This window comes from Acidovorax bellezanensis (genome assembly GCF_025421555.1).
In the GTDB taxonomy this organism is placed as follows: Bacteria; Pseudomonadota; Gammaproteobacteria; order Burkholderiales; family Burkholderiaceae_C; genus Comamonas; species Comamonas bellezanensis.
Genome location: NZ_JAODYH010000007.1, coordinates 449,202 through 462,469, shown reverse-complemented (window position 1 = coordinate 462,469; position 13,268 = coordinate 449,202). Strand labels below are relative to the sequence as shown.

The following is a 13,268-nucleotide window of genomic DNA, read 5'->3' as shown; positions in this document are numbered from 1 at the left end:
GATTGACCCATGCAGACACGCAAAATCGGCTCTTTCGACGTGACTTCCGTCGGCCTGGGCTGTATGAACCTCAACCACGCCTACGGCACGCCGCCCAGCGCCGAGCAGGGCCGCGAGTTGCTGGCCCATGCCCTGGACCGGGGCGTGACGCTGTTCGACACGGCCGCGCTCTACGGTTTCGGCGCCAACGAAAGCCTGGTCGGCCCGGTGCTGGCCCCGCACCGTGATCGCATCACGCTGTGCAGCAAGGGCGGCATGGCGGGCGTGGTCGGTGACGACGGCGTGACGCGCCGCGTGATCGACGGCCGTCCTGCCACGCTGCGGCGCAATTGCGAGGACAGCCTCAAGCGCCTGGGCACCGACGTGATCGACCTCTACTACCTGCACCGCTGGGACAAGTCCGTGCCCATCGAGGAATCGGTGGGCGAGATGGGTCGTCTGCTGCAGGAGGGCAAGGTGCGCGCGCTGGGCCTGTCGGAAGTCTCGGTCGAAACGCTGGACCGCGCGCACCGCGAGCACCCGATCACGGCGCTGCAAAGCGAGTATTCGCTGTGGTCGCGCAATGCCGAGCTGGGCACCTTGCAGCGCTGCGCCGAGCTGGGCATCGCCTACGTGGCATTCAGCCCGCTGGGGCGCGGCTTTCTGGGCGGCATCCTGGATGCGGCCACGCTGGGCGAAAAGGACGTGCGCTCGGCCATGCCGCGTTTCTCGGCCGAGAACTACGCGCGCAATGTGCGGCTGCTGGCCCCCATGCGCGAGATCGCCGAGCAGGCCGATTGCAGCCTGGCCACGCTGGCCATCGCCTGGGTCTTGCGCCAGGGCGAGCATGTGATCGCCTTGCCGGGCACCACGCAGCGCAAGCATCTGGACGAGGACCTGCGCGGCGCGTCGGTGAAGCTGACCGCTGAGCAGCTCGAAGCGCTGGACCGCCTGTTCCAGCCTTCGGCCATCGCCGGCCACCGCTATGCGCTGCAGGGGCAAAAGGAAGTCGATACCGAGGAATTCACCGTCGCGGCTTGACCGGGCGGGCTGGTGAGGTGAAGGCAGTGTGGAACAGTTTTCTGTATAATAGTCAAAAACTATCGATAGATGGATTTCATTTGTTTTGGTGATGTTTTCTGCGCAGCAAGGCAACTGCTGCCAGCGAGCAGCCCGAAACGAAGAATTCCCGCTGCTTTTCCATTCACCATGCCTCGAGTCACAGGAACCGATGAACTCCACCGCCGTCAACACCCACGTCCATCCCGTCGTCAAGCCCGCTGTCAATTCGATTGAATCCGCATGCCAAGTCTTTCATGCTCACCTTATCCAGCAAGGGTATGCCGAAGCAGGGCTGGAGGATGCCCATGGCGCTTGGAATGCGGCACGCAGCGATCTGGATGAGGCGATGCAGTTTGCGCTCAACCGGGCGTCGGCGGCTACTGGGGCGTATGAGGCCGTCTACCAGGCAGAAGAAGCATTCAATGAACGGACGCTGGCCCAGGGTTCCGCTTTCAGTGCCTGGCATGCCTTTGTCAATGCCCACCCGGTCGACAGGGATCCGCAAGAGGCTGCCACGCTGGCCGCGCAGCTCTTCGAATCGCAAATGGCTTGCCTGGTTGCCAACCAGCATTACTACAGCTGTATGCGGTCGAGCTACTCCGCCAGGTATGAACTCGCGGCCGCCACGGAGGCCTTGCATGCCACGCGCATCACCATCGATATCGAAGCCCTGCGACAGTCCTTGCTGCAGGCCACCCAGATAGTCGATTCGGCGCTGGATCAGACCTATGACGCCTGTGCGGAGCTTCTGGATTTCGCCCAAGCGCCACGCAGCGGCGCCGTGCGCACCACGACCGCTGCTTCAGAAAGGCCTGACGCCAGTGAAATGCGGTCGTTGAGCATCGATGAGCGCGCCAACATTTATCAGGAGAGTGACGGCAGCATTTCGTTCGGTGGTGCGACGCAGGAGCGTGACTCGCCTGTGCCGGGGACTGATGAGGTGCCACAGGACCCGACAAGCACCACTTACTCGGATGCGCAATATGTGATGCAGCTAGCCGTTTTGCAGTCGACGGGCCAGCAGCTTGTCCCTATAGGCCTGACGCTGGGCGAGCATTTCGCGGACGGCTTCAACTACACCCTTGACTACTTGCAGTGAGACGCGCGCTGTGCGGCATGTGAAAAAGCCGCTGCAGTCACCTGCAGCGGCTTTTTGCGCGGCTCGGGCTTACAGCTCCAGATGCGCGCGGCGGATCACATCGCCAAAGCGCTTGTTTTCCTCGACCATGAAGGTCTTGAATTCCTGCGGGTTGGGGAAGTAGTTCTCGTAGCCGAAAGTCTGGAACTTGGGCTGCACATCGGGCTCGGCCAGCACTTTCATGGTGTCGCGGCGGATTTTTTCCACCACGGCCGCGGGCGTGCTCTTGGGCACGGCAAAGGCGTTCCAGCCTGTGACCAGGGCGTTGGCCGGGCCACCCGACTCGGCCACCGTGGGCACGTCCTCATAGCCTTTGAGGCGCTGGGGGGCCAGAACGGCCAGAAAACGCACCTTGCCCGAGCGCGCCAGAGGCCCGGCCGTGCCCGAGGAGCCCAGTGCGAACGACAGCTCGCCCGTGGCCACGCTGGTGTAGAGCTGGCTGGTTTCCTTGTAGATCACGTGTTCCATCTTGGTGCCCGTGAGCGATTCCAGCAGGGCCGAGCCCAGGTGCACGGGGTTGCCCACCGACCAGGAGCCGTAGTTGAGCTTGCCCGGGCGCGCCTTGGCGTCGGCGATCAGGTCGGCCATGTTCTTGTAGGGGCTGTCGGTGGCCACGCAGACAAAGAAGTAGGTGCGGAACAGCGGCAGTACGACTTCGAAGTCCTTGTCGATGTTGTAGGGCAGCTTCTTGAACAAATGCGGGTAGGCCGCGAGGTGGACGTTGTCGAGCTGGATGATGTCCGTGCCGTCCGTGGCGCCGCGCTTGAAGGCGTCGATGGCGATGAAGCCGTTGCCACCGGGACGGTTTTCCACGATCACCGGCTGGTTCCACAGGCGCGAAAGCTTGTCGGCCACGAGGCGCGACGTGCCATCCGGGCCGCCGCCGACGGGGAAGGGGTTGATGATGCGCACTTGGCGGGTGGGCCAGGTGGAGGGCGCGGGCGTCTGTGCGCGGGCTGGGGCCATGGCACCCAGCGCCAGTGCGCCCAGGGCGAGGCCGGCGTTGCGGCGGTTCATGTGGCGGATGTCGTTGCTCATGTTGTCTCCTGATATTCGGCGTATCGCGTCTTGCTGGCGCTGTAGTTCCGCATTCTGGGGGCGGCCTATGGTCGGGCTTGCGCGCTGACCATTTTTTCGCACCCAGCGCAGGTCGATTCTGCAAGTATTGTGGGCAGGGCTGCCGGCTTGGCCTAGACTAGTGCGTCGCTAGCAGCTATAGCAAAAAAGCATGGCAACACCATGCACTTTCCATGAATCTTCAGCAGATAGAAACTTTTGTGCACGTGGCCGAGACCGGCAGCTTCAGCAAGGCCGCGTTGCTTCTGGACATTGCCCAGCCCGCGTTGAGCCGCCAGGTGCGCACCCTGGAGACGGAGCTGCGCGAAACATTGCTGCTGCGCACCGGCCGCGGCGTGACGCTGACGGACGCCGGGCGCCGCATGCTGGAGCACGGCCACGCCATCCTGCAGCGCGTGGCCCTGGCCAAGGAAGACCTGGGCAGCCAGCGCGACGAGCCCGTGGGGCGCATCGTCGTCGGCCTGCCGCCCAGCCTGGCGCGGCGGCTCACGCTGCCGCTGATCGATGCGTTCAGCCATGAGATGCCCAAAGCCGGGCTGGCGGTGGTCGAAGGCTTTTCGGTCAACATGGCCGAGTGGCTGACCACGGGGCGCATGGACCTGGCCCTGGTCTACACCCCCGAGCCCCAGCCGCATGTGGAAGTCACGCCGGTGCTGGAAGAGCAGCTGTGCCTGATCGGGCCGGCGAGCCTGCAAGGCCGGACGTCCGTGCGTTTCGACGAGCTGTCGGACTACCCATTGATCATGCCCCAGCGCGGTCAGATCTTTCGCAAGCTGATGGAAGCCCAGGCCACGCTGTCGCAGGTCAAGCTGAACGTGGTCTGGGAAGTCTCCAGCGTGCCGGCCATTCTGGACCTGGTGCGTGGCGGCTATGGCTACGCCGCGCTCACCGCCAGCGCCTTGAGCAGCCAGGACAGCCAGGACGAACTGGCCTGCATCCCCATCGAATCGCCCGGCATCGTCAGCACCCTGTGCCTGGCCCAGTCGGCCAAGAAAAAAAGCACGCCGCTGATCCGCCGTACCTCCGAGCTGCTGCGCGGCCTGTGTCTGGAAGCGGGCCTGCGCCAACCCACGGCGGCGGGCGGCTGACATTTGCGTGCCGCGCCGCGGTAAACGTCGTTTTGATCGGCCCCTGCAACGGTCAGAGTAGGGGGCGCAGCTCCTGGGCCGCGTCGCGCAGCAGCGGCAGCAGGTTGCGCTCCAGCGCCTGGGCTGACAGGCGCTGGGACGAAGTCACGGCGTTGAGCGCGGCCACGCAGCGTCCGGCGCTGTTGCGCAGCGGCACGGCAATCGCCTGCACGCCCAGTTCATGCTCTTCCTGGGCAATGCAATAGTCCTGTGCGCGCACCTGGGCGATGCGCGCGCGCAGCTCGTCGGGCTGGGTGGCGGTGTGCAGCGTCAGCCGGTGCAACGTGCGGCAGGCCAGCCAGGCGTCCAGCTCCTCGATGGGCAGGTCGGCCAGCAGCACGCGTCCCGTGGAGGTGGCGTGGGCGGGCAGGCGGCTGCCCAGGTGCAGGCCGTGGGCGAACAGCTGCTGGGCGTGGTCGTGGGCCGTGCTGCGGGCGACGATCACGGTTTCGCTGCCTTCCAGCACGGCGGCGGAGAACGAAAACGCTGCCATGGCACTGAGCCGGTTGAGCACGGGTTGCACGGTGCGCGGCAGGCGTGCGCTGGCCAGGTAGCAGCCCGACAGGCGCAGCACTTTGGGCGTGAGCCAGAAATGCTGGCCGTCGGATTCCAGATAACCCAGGTAGGCCAGGGTCAGCAGGTGGCGGCGCGCCGCGGCCCGCGTGAGGCCGGCGCGGGCCGCGGCCAGCGTGGCGTTGAGCCGCTGGCGTTCGGTGTCGAAGCATTCCAGCACGGCCAGGCCCTTGCCCAGGCCGGCGATGTAGTCCGCCGAAGCGATGCTGCGTGGAGCCGAGGCCCCGGCTGCGGAAGTCGTCATTTTTTCATCCACCCGATTTTGTGCGATCACCGCGCAGTTTGCGCGATCATCGCGCAAAAGTCGAGGGCCGCCTGACCGCGCAGCGCCTTCGGCTTCTACGCTTGCGGTCAATAAAACCAAAGTGGAGAGACAAATGCGCACACAAGTGGCAATCATTGGCGCGGGCCCCGCAGGCCTGCTGTTGGGACAACTGCTGTACCAGGCGGGCATAGACAACGTCATTTTCGAGCGCCAAAGCGCCGACTATGTGCTGGGCCGCATCCGCGCCGGCGTGCTCGAGCAGGTCACGGTGGATTTGCTGGAGCAGGCCCAGGCCGGTGAGCGCATGCGCGCCGAAGGCCTGCCGCACGACGGCATCGAGCTGCTGTTTGGCGGCCGGCGCCACCGCATCGACTTGCACGAACTCACGGGCGGCAAGCGCGTGATGGTCTACGGCCAGACCGAAGTCACGCGCGACCTGATGGCGGCGCGCGAACGCGCGGGCCTGCTCACCGTGTACAACGCCGTGGACGTGACGCCGCTGGACTTCGGCGGCGAGCGCCCGCGCGTGCGCTACGTCAAGGACGGCGAGCAGTATGAGCTGGCCTGCGACTTCATCGCCGGCTGCGACGGCTTCCATGGCGCCTGCCGGGCCAGCATCCCCGAAGGCAGCATCCGCAACTACGAAAAAGTCTATCCCTTTGGTTGGCTGGGCCTGCTGGCCGACGTGCCGCCAGTGTCGCCCGAACTGATCTACGCCCATACCGAGCGCGGTTTTGCGCTGTGCAGCCAGCGCAGCGCCACGCGCAGCCGCTATTACCTGCAAGTGCCCTTGACCGACAAGGTGGAAAACTGGAGCGACGAAGCGTTCTGGGACGAGCTGCGCGTGCGCCTGGACCCCGAGGCGCGTGCCCATCTGGTCACTGGCGCGTCGCTGGAAAAAAGCATTGCGCCGCTGCGCAGCTTTGTCTCCGAGCCCATGCGCTTCGGCCGCATGTTCCTCGCCGGCGATGCGGCCCATATCGTTCCGCCCACGGGCGCCAAGGGGCTGAACCTCGCGGCTTCGGACGTGGGCTATCTGTCGCGTGCCTTTGCCCAGTACTACCAGGAGCGCAGCAGCGAAGGCATAGACCGCTACTCGGAAGTCAGCCTGCGCCGTGTCTGGAAAGCCGAGCGCTTCTCGTGGTGGATGACCTCGCTGATGCACAGGTTCCCCGAGGCGGGCGCGTTCGAGCACAAGATGCAGGAGGCCGAGCTCGACTACCTGGTGCACTCGCGCGCCGCATCGACCGCCCTGGCCGAGAACTATGTGGGCCTGGCAATGGACTGAGGGGCGGCCAGGGGGCGGCGCGCCCGCGGCTGGCTAGCCGAGTCGCTGTTCCCCATCCATCACCCGCCGCGTCACGGCGTGATGTATTCCGGGTGCCGCAACCGGATGTCCGCAACGCGGCTCAAGGTGCCTGAGAGATGCGTGCGCAGTGCGGCCTGCGCCGCGTCGGGCGCACCGCTGGCCAGCGCTTGGACGATACGCCGGTGGTCGCGCACCACGCGCTCCGCGTTGCCGGGCGAGGGCAGGTCCAGCCGGCGCAGTCGGTCCAGATGGCCGCTGCGCCGCTGCACCAGCTCGTACAGGTCGGGCACGCCCGCGGCTTCGTACATGGCGCGATGGAAGGCCTGATCCGCGGCGATGAATTCCTCGGCGCCGCTGCTGGCGAGTGCCGCCTGTACGTCGACCATGGTCGTCAAGCGGGCGAACAGCGCGGCATCGCCGGCCAAGGCGAGCGTGCGCAGCACTTCCAGTTCGATCGCACAGCGCAGAAACTGCGCCTGTTCGGCCGAATGCAGATCGATGCGGCTGACCAAGGTCGCATGCTGCGCAAAAATGTCCACCAGGCCTTCCTGGCGCAGCTGCATCAGGGCGTCGCGCACCGGCGTCTGGCTCAGTTGGAAGCGCTCGGCCAGTTCGGCGCGGGACAGCGGTGTGCCGGGTGCCAGCTCCAGCGAAATGATGGCCTCGCGCAGCCATCCGAATACTTGTGGGGCTGCCTGGCGGGTGCGATCGAGCTTGTGGATTGTCTTCATCGGGGGTCACTGTAGAAGCTTGGATTCTAGGGTGTCACAGTATTGACGGACTAATATACTAGTGCTTCAATGGCATGGAATTTCAATAATTACTGGAGACAATCCATGCACCGTCGCCTTGCCCTGCTTGCTGCCGCCTGCAGCAGCCTCTGCCTCTTCGCCACCGCCGCCCAGGCTTCCGACTGGCCCAGCGCCAAGCCCATCACCTGGGTCGTGCCGTTTGCCGCGGGCGGGTCGACCGACGTCGTGGCGCGCATGGTGGGGCATGACCTGGGCGCCGCGCTCAAGCAGTCGGTGGTGGTCGACAACCGTCCGGGAGCGGGCGGCTCCATTGGCGTGCAGGCCGTGGCCCGGGCGCCGGCCGACGGCTACACGCTGATCGGCGGAACGATCAGCACCCACGCCATCAACACGGCGCTCTACAAGAAGCTGCCCTACGACCCGGTCAAGGATTTCGAGCCGGTCACGCTGATCGCCTACGTGCCCAATGTGTTGATGGTCAACAGCGCCCTGGGTGTGAACACCGTGCAGGAGCTGGTCGCGTGGCTGCGCAAGAACCCGGAGAAGGCCTCCTACGCCTCGTCCGGAGCGGGCACTTCCACCCATTTGACGGGCGCGCAGATGGCCGAGCTGATCAAGCTGCCCATGCAGCACGTCGCCTACAAGGGCAGCCCGCAGGCCTTGCAGGATGTGGCCGCCGGCAACGTGCCGTTTCTGTTCGATCAGCTCACCGCGGGCCTGCCGCTGGTCAAAGCGGGCAAGTTGAAGTTCCTGGCCGTCACGACCAAGACGCGTTCGCCCCTCGCGCCCGACGTACCTACGACCGCCGAGGCGGGTTTTCCGGGACTGGACCTCGTGTCCTGGCAGGCGGTGTACGCGCCCAAGGGCACGCCCAAGGACGTCGTGAACCGGCTCAATACCGAAATCGTCAAGGCGCTCAAGGGGCCTGAGCTCAAAGCGAAGCTGGAGACGCAGTTCGGCATGCAAGTGGTCGGCAGCACTCCGGCCGAACTGGCCGCCGTCACCGCCGCCGACACCGTTCGCCTGGGCGAACTGGTCCGCAAGACCGGCGCCACCACCGAGTAATGCACAGATAGCCCGATAGATAGACAGAAGAGAACCATGGCAAGCGATACCACCATCACCCACGTCCGGATCACGCCCATCGCCTTCCGGGACGGCCCGCTGCTCAACGCAGCCGGCATCCACGAACCCTGGGCACTGCGGGCCATCGTCGAGATCGAGACCAGCGACGGCCGCGTCGGCATTTCCGAAACCTATGGCGACGAGCCCATGCTCAAGGTGCTGGAGCAGGCCCGTCCGCTGCTGATCGGCCTGTCGCCTTTCGCGCTCAACACCATGGAGGAGCGCGTGCGCGCGACGATCAAGGCCGTGCCCGGCGCGGTGGAGTTCGAGTTGGCGCCCGGCTCGCATGCCGCGAAGAACGCGCCCAAGGTGATCAGCACCTTCGAAGTCGGCATGCTCGACCTGCAGGGCCAGATCGTCGGAGCACCCGTGGTCGACCTGCTGGGTGGCGCGGTGCGCCCGGCCGTGCCGTACAGCGCCTACCTGTTCTTCAAGTATGCGGAACATATTGGCAAGCCCTATGCGCCCGACACCTGGGGGGAGGGCATCAGCCCCGCGCAGATCGTGGCGCAGGCGCGCCGCATGATGGATCTCTATGGCTTCCAGAGCATCAAGCTCAAGGGCGGCGTGTTCGAGCCGGCGCACGAAGTGGCTTGCATGCAGGCCCTGGCAAAAGCCTTTCCCGGCCTGCCGCTGCGCCTGGACCCCAACGCCAACTGGTCGCTGGCCGCGAGCATCGCCGCCGCGCCCGCGCTCGACGAAATCCTCGAATACTACGAAGACCCGACGCCCGGCCTGGAAGGCATGGCCGAGCTGGCCAGGCACACCAAGCTGCCCCTGGCCACCAACATGGTCATCACCACCATGGAGGATTTCCGCAAGGGCTGCGAAATGGGCTCGGTCAAGGTCTTGCTGTCCGATCACCACTATTGGGGCGGCCTGCGCGCCACCCAGACGCTGGCGCGCATGTGCCGCTTGTGGGGGCTGGGCATGTCCATGCACTCCAACTCGCACCTGGGCATCAGCCTCATGGCGATGACCCACGTGGCCGCCAGCGTGCCCAATCTCACCTACGCTTGCGACACCCACTACCCGTGGCAGGAGGAAGAGGTGGTCAAGGGCGGCCGTATCCGCTTCGAGCAGGGCTCCGTGGTCGTGCCCACGACGCCAGGCCTGGGCGTGGAATTGGACCAGGATGCCCTGGCCAGGCTGCATTCCCAGTACCTGGAATGCGGCGTACGCAACCGCGATGACCTGCAGCAGATGCGCCGCTACGATCCGTCGTTCACCGGCAAGACGCCGCGCTTCTAGGCCGGCTGGGTTCCCCGCCTGGCGCCAGCGCATGCAAAAAATTGCGGGCGCTGGCCTGCAGGTCGCCGGCCCCGGCGTTAAGCTAGGAAGCTATGACGCACGTCACTTTCTCACCCCCCTATACCCGCCCCGACCAGACCGCCAGCCTGCTGCGCAGCCAGGGGTATGCGGTCTTGTCGCCGGCCGATGTCGCGGCCTGGATCGGTGCCACGCCCCAGGAATTGCAGGTGCTGGCCAACGACTGGATGGATCTGCCGCCCGACGAGCACCTCAAGGATGGCGGCCGCTACCGGCGTCGGCGCCATTCCTGCTTTGTCGTCGAAGACGATGGATTGCTGCAGGTGCCGCACCGCGCCCATTGGCAGCCGGTGGAGTACAACGCATTGCATGGCGGCATGCTGCGCATGTTCGCGCCCATGCGCGATGCCACGGTGGCGCAGTCTGCCTGGCGCAAGCTGCTGGTGCAGATGGGGCATTTGTCCGACCAGGTGTTTCGCCCCGAAGGCCAGGCCGTGCCGTGGTTCATCGAAGCGCACCAGTTCCGCATCGACACCACCCACGGCATAGGCCGGCCTACGCCCGAAGGTGCGCACCGCGATGGCGTGGATCTGGTGGCGGTGTTCCTGGTGGCACGCGAAGGCGTCAAGGGCGGCGAGACCCGTGTGTTCGAAGCGTCGGGCCCGCAAGGCCAGCGCTTCACGCTGACCGAGCCCTGGTCGGTGATGCTGCTCGACGACGCGCGCATGATCCACGAGACCACGCCCATCCAGCCGGAAACCGCGGGTGGCTATCGCGACACGCTGGTGGTAACCTGCAGGCAGCAGGGATTTCAGGGGGCGGAGTTCGACAATTTGTTGTGATTTGCGCAGTATCAATGCGTAGCCTATGCCGCAGTGCGACACTGGAGGCAGCAACAGGCCAAGCCCCGGCCTGCAGAGTCCATTCTGAGGAGAAAACACCATGTACAAGCACATTCTGGTTCCCGTCGACGGCTCGACAACGTCCTTGCTCGCAGTCTCCAAGGCCGCGGAGCTGGCCAAGATCTTTGGCAGCGCCGTGACGGCGGTCTACGTGGTCGACCCCTATCCGTTCACGGGCGTGGGCGCTGATTTCGCTTACGGCCAGGCCCAGTACCTGAGCGCCGCCACGGCCGAAGCCAACGCCGCGCTCGAAGCCGTGCGCAAGATCATGGACGAAGCCGGCCTGCCCGTGACCACCGTGGTGGGCGAGGGCCATGCGGTGCACGAAGGCATCGTGCGGGTGCTGGAAAGCTCCGGTGCCGACCTGATCGTCATGGGCTCCCATGGCCGCCGCGGCCTGGAAAAACTGATGCTCGGCAGCGTCACCGCGCGCGTGCTGCGCTCGGTGCATGTGCCGGTGCTGGTCGTGCGCCCCTGATGCCTCCTAGGGCGTCGTGAAAAAGCCGCTGGTGACAGCGGCTTTTTTTGTGCCCCACGGTACTGCCCCGGAAGGGGCAGTCGGCGCCTCAGAACGCGTGGACTACGCCGGCCGACAGGCCCGTGGCATGGGCTTTGTTGGCCGCGCCCTGGAAGCCGTTGCGCCAGCGGGTGTTGTCCAGTTCGGCGTAGACCTTGGTGCGGCGCGAGAGCTTGTATTCCGCGAAAGCCACCAGGCGGCCATAGCCGTCGTCGGCGGCGCCGGTGCGTGTGCGGTCCACCTTGTAGTAGGCCGCTGTCAGGTCGGCCTGCGGGGTGACGGACCAGGTGGCGCCCGCGGAGAGCACGCGCTGCACCGTGAGCTTGTCGGCGGCGGTCTCGGCCTTGTTGCGCCCGGCGTTCGCCGCCAGTCGCACGCTGCCCCATTGGTAGGCCGCGCCCAGCGTGGCGCCGTCCAGCGTGCGCTGGTTGACGTCCTTGAAAGTCTGGAAGGCGCCGGACAGCGTGAAGCCGCGCGCGGCATAGGCCAGGCCCAGTCCGCGCGAGGACAGAGCGCCGCTGTGTGCGGCCACCTCGCCCAGGCCCCACATGGCCCGCGCCGTCAAGCCGCCCCAGCGGCCGGTGAACTTGAGCGCATTGTCGAGGCGGTAGGAGCCCGAAGTCGCTCCCGCGCTGCCGAACTGTATGCCCAGGCCGTGCTGGCTCAGCGCCGTCACGCCGATGTTGGGGTTGAAGCCGGCAAAGCGCATGCCCAGCGGGTCCACGGGCGAGATGGCATCGGCCAGCGTGGTCGTCTGGCGCCCCAGGGCCAGCGTGCCCCAGTCCTTTTGCAAGGCGATCCAGGAAGCGCGGTCGAAGTACTTGCTGGCGTTGGCGGAGGTTCCGGCATCGGCGTTGATGCCGCTTTCGAGCTGGAACAAGGCCTTGGCGCCGCCGCCCAGGTCTTCGGTGCCGCGCAGTCCCCAGCGGCTGGTGGTGTGGATGCCGCTGCCCAGGCTGCTCGTCGATTCCGGCGAGGGTGCATTGCCGGCCGTGAGGCCGCTGCCATGGCGTGCGCCCAGATCGACGATGCCGTAGAGCGTGACGTTGCTGGTCTGCGCTGCCACGCAGGTGCTGGCCAGTACGGCGCAAAGCGTTGCTATTTTTTTCATGCTGTCTCCTGTCTTCTTGTTGTGAAATTGCGGGCCGCGATCAATCCGCCGTCAGCTGGGCCTTGAGCACCACGCCTTTCCATTTCGCGATCTCCTGGCGCACGGTCAGGCCCAGCTGCTCGGGCGTGCTGGTGTCGACCACCGCGCCTTGCTCCTCGATGCGCCGCACCACGTCCTTGTCGGCCAGCGCGGTGTTCAAGGCCTTGTTGAGCTGGTCGACCACGGGGCGGGGCGTCTTGCCGGGCGCGAACATCGCGTACCACTGCGTGACTTCGACGCCCTTGATGCCGGCCTCTTCGAGCGTGGGCACGTCGGGCAGCAGCGACGAGCGCTTGGGGCCGGCCAGTGCCAGGGCGCGCAGCTTGCCGCTCTTGACATGGGTGTAGGCCGAGAACAGGCTGGGGAACATCACCTGCGTCTGCCCGGCCATGGTGTCGTTCATTGCCGGTGCGGCGCCGCGGTAGGGCACATGGGCCATCTGGGCGCCGCTTTCCAGCTTGAAGATCTCGGCCGTAAAATGCGGGGCCGTGCCGTTGCCCGCGGAGGCGTAGTTGAAGTCCTGCGGCTTGGCCTTGCTCAATGCCACCAGTTCGGCCACGGTCTTGGCCGGCACCTTGGGGTTGACCACCATCAGCGTGGCCGAATAGCTGACCATGCCGATCGGCTCGAACTGCGCGATGGGGTCGTAGCGCAGCTTCTGAAGCGCCGGGCTCATGCCGTGCGTGCCGATGTAGCCGAAAAGAATGGTGTGGCCGTCGGGCGTGGCGCGCGCCACATGCTCGGCCGCGATGGCGCCATTGGCGCCGGCCTTGTTCTCGACGATCACCTGCTGGCCCAGCAGGCCCGACATCTTCTGCGCCACGACGCGCGCCATGGCGTCGTTGCCGCCGCCGGCGGCCGTGGGCACGACCAGGGTGATGGCCTTGTCGGGGAAGGCCGCATGGGCCAGCGGGGTGAGAAATGCCGAGCCGGCGGCGATGAGCGCGGCCGTGGCCAGCAGCGAGCGGCGAGCGGGGCGAGCGGTGGAATGCTTCATTTTTTGTCTCCTGTCCTTTATGGTCT

At 66.1% G+C, this 13,268-nt stretch carries 13 protein-coding genes; 8 read left to right on the top strand and 5 right to left on the bottom strand.

Going from position 1 to position 13,268, the window contains the following annotated elements; translation table 11 throughout:
- Positions 1-9: 9 nt before the first annotated feature.
- Both N0K08_RS16095 and N0K08_RS16090 read left to right on the top strand, forming a co-directional pair.
- Positions 10-1,020 (top strand): aldo/keto reductase, encoded by a 1,011-nt coding sequence (locus N0K08_RS16095; protein WP_261501405.1) that lies wholly within the window; start codon positions 10-12, stop codon positions 1,018-1,020.
- Between the two features lie 190 nt (positions 1,021-1,210).
- A complete protein-coding gene (locus N0K08_RS16090) occupies positions 1,211-2,140 on the top strand; it encodes a hypothetical protein (protein ID WP_261501404.1) in 930 nt (309 codons plus the stop codon).
- A gap of 69 nt (positions 2,141-2,209) precedes the next feature.
- On the opposite strand, the gene N0K08_RS16085 is transcribed toward N0K08_RS16090, so the two are convergent.
- The gene (locus N0K08_RS16085) at positions 2,210-3,217 is read right to left on the bottom strand and encodes a Bug family tripartite tricarboxylate transporter substrate binding protein (protein WP_261501403.1); all 1,008 of its coding nucleotides are present in this window, start codon (positions 3,215-3,217) and stop codon (positions 2,210-2,212) included.
- A gap of 212 nt (positions 3,218-3,429) precedes the next feature.
- On the opposite strand from N0K08_RS16085, the gene N0K08_RS16080 reads away from it, so the two are divergent.
- Positions 3,430-4,344, top strand: a complete 915-nt coding sequence (locus N0K08_RS16080) for a LysR family transcriptional regulator (protein ID WP_261501402.1) — start codon at positions 3,430-3,432, stop codon at positions 4,342-4,344.
- 52 nt (positions 4,345-4,396) lie between these two features.
- Here N0K08_RS16080 and N0K08_RS16075 read toward each other — a convergent pair whose 3' ends face one another.
- Complete coding sequence (locus N0K08_RS16075; protein ID WP_261501401.1) at positions 4,397-5,200, bottom strand: IclR family transcriptional regulator domain-containing protein; 804 nt, start codon at positions 5,198-5,200, stop codon at positions 4,397-4,399.
- A gap of 133 nt (positions 5,201-5,333) precedes the next feature.
- Here N0K08_RS16075 and pobA point away from each other — a divergent pair, with 133 nt between their 5' ends.
- A complete protein-coding gene (pobA, locus tag N0K08_RS16070; RefSeq protein WP_261501400.1) occupies positions 5,334-6,509 on the top strand; it encodes a 4-hydroxybenzoate 3-monooxygenase in 1,176 nt (391 codons plus the stop codon).
- 71 nt (positions 6,510-6,580) lie between these two features.
- Here pobA and N0K08_RS16065 read toward each other — a convergent pair whose 3' ends face one another.
- Positions 6,581-7,261, bottom strand: a complete 681-nt coding sequence (locus N0K08_RS16065; protein ID WP_261501399.1) for a GntR family transcriptional regulator — start codon at positions 7,259-7,261, stop codon at positions 6,581-6,583.
- 105 nt (positions 7,262-7,366) lie between these two features.
- On the opposite strand from N0K08_RS16065, the gene N0K08_RS16060 reads away from it, so the two are divergent.
- The 4 genes from N0K08_RS16060 to N0K08_RS16045 all read left to right on the top strand — a co-directional run bounded on the left by N0K08_RS16060 (position 7,367) and on the right by N0K08_RS16045 (position 11,056).
- Positions 7,367-8,347: a Bug family tripartite tricarboxylate transporter substrate binding protein gene (locus tag N0K08_RS16060; protein WP_261501398.1), complete on the top strand. Its 981-nt coding sequence runs from the start codon at positions 7,367-7,369 to the stop codon at positions 8,345-8,347.
- Positions 8,348-8,383: 36 nt separating this feature from the next.
- Positions 8,384-9,658 (top strand): glucarate dehydratase family protein, encoded by a 1,275-nt coding sequence (locus tag N0K08_RS16055; RefSeq protein WP_261501397.1) that lies wholly within the window; start codon positions 8,384-8,386, stop codon positions 9,656-9,658.
- Positions 9,659-9,750: 92 nt separating this feature from the next.
- Positions 9,751-10,518: a 2OG-Fe dioxygenase family protein gene (locus tag N0K08_RS16050; protein WP_261501396.1), complete on the top strand. Its 768-nt coding sequence runs from the start codon at positions 9,751-9,753 to the stop codon at positions 10,516-10,518.
- A gap of 100 nt (positions 10,519-10,618) precedes the next feature.
- On the top strand, positions 10,619-11,056 hold the full coding sequence (locus N0K08_RS16045) for a universal stress protein (protein WP_261501395.1): 438 nt from the start codon (positions 10,619-10,621) through the stop codon (positions 11,054-11,056).
- A gap of 88 nt (positions 11,057-11,144) precedes the next feature.
- On the opposite strand, the gene N0K08_RS16040 is transcribed toward N0K08_RS16045, so the two are convergent.
- Together N0K08_RS16040 and N0K08_RS16035 are read right to left on the bottom strand one after the other, a co-directional pair.
- Entirely contained in the window at positions 11,145-12,206 is a 1,062-nt protein-coding gene (locus N0K08_RS16040) for a porin (protein WP_261501394.1), read from the bottom strand.
- A gap of 40 nt (positions 12,207-12,246) precedes the next feature.
- Positions 12,247-13,242, bottom strand: coding sequence for a Bug family tripartite tricarboxylate transporter substrate binding protein (locus tag N0K08_RS16035; protein WP_261501393.1), 996 nt, complete (start codon positions 13,240-13,242; stop codon positions 12,247-12,249).
- Positions 13,243-13,268: the final 26 nt, after the last annotated feature.

Bases quoted from the DNA above. Each gene is read 5' to 3' on its own strand.
- N0K08_RS16060 (WP_261501398.1), top strand. From the start codon at position 7,367: ATGCACCGTCGCCTTGCCCTGCTTGCTGCCGCCTGCAGCAGCCTCTGC.
- N0K08_RS16090 (WP_261501404.1), top strand. From the start codon at position 1,211: ATGAACTCCACCGCCGTCAACACCCACGTCCATCCCGTCGTCAAGCCC.
- N0K08_RS16085 (WP_261501403.1), bottom strand. From the start codon at position 3,217: ATGAGCAACGACATCCGCCACATGAACCGCCGCAACGCCGGCCTCGCC.
- N0K08_RS16050 (WP_261501396.1), top strand. From the start codon at position 9,751: ATGACGCACGTCACTTTCTCACCCCCCTATACCCGCCCCGACCAGACC.
- N0K08_RS16035 (WP_261501393.1), bottom strand. From the start codon at position 13,242: ATGAAGCATTCCACCGCTCGCCCCGCTCGCCGCTCGCTGCTGGCCACG.
- N0K08_RS16075 (WP_261501401.1), bottom strand. From the start codon at position 5,200: ATGACGACTTCCGCAGCCGGGGCCTCGGCTCCACGCAGCATCGCTTCG.
- N0K08_RS16045 (WP_261501395.1), top strand. From the start codon at position 10,619: ATGTACAAGCACATTCTGGTTCCCGTCGACGGCTCGACAACGTCCTTG.
- N0K08_RS16080 (WP_261501402.1), top strand. From the start codon at position 3,430: ATGAATCTTCAGCAGATAGAAACTTTTGTGCACGTGGCCGAGACCGGC.
- pobA (WP_261501400.1), top strand. From the start codon at position 5,334: ATGCGCACACAAGTGGCAATCATTGGCGCGGGCCCCGCAGGCCTGCTG.
- N0K08_RS16055 (WP_261501397.1), top strand. From the start codon at position 8,384: ATGGCAAGCGATACCACCATCACCCACGTCCGGATCACGCCCATCGCC.
- N0K08_RS16040 (WP_261501394.1), bottom strand. From the start codon at position 12,206: ATGAAAAAAATAGCAACGCTTTGCGCCGTACTGGCCAGCACCTGCGTG.
- N0K08_RS16095 (WP_261501405.1), top strand. From the start codon at position 10: ATGCAGACACGCAAAATCGGCTCTTTCGACGTGACTTCCGTCGGCCTG.
- N0K08_RS16065 (WP_261501399.1), bottom strand. From the start codon at position 7,261: ATGAAGACAATCCACAAGCTCGATCGCACCCGCCAGGCAGCCCCACAA.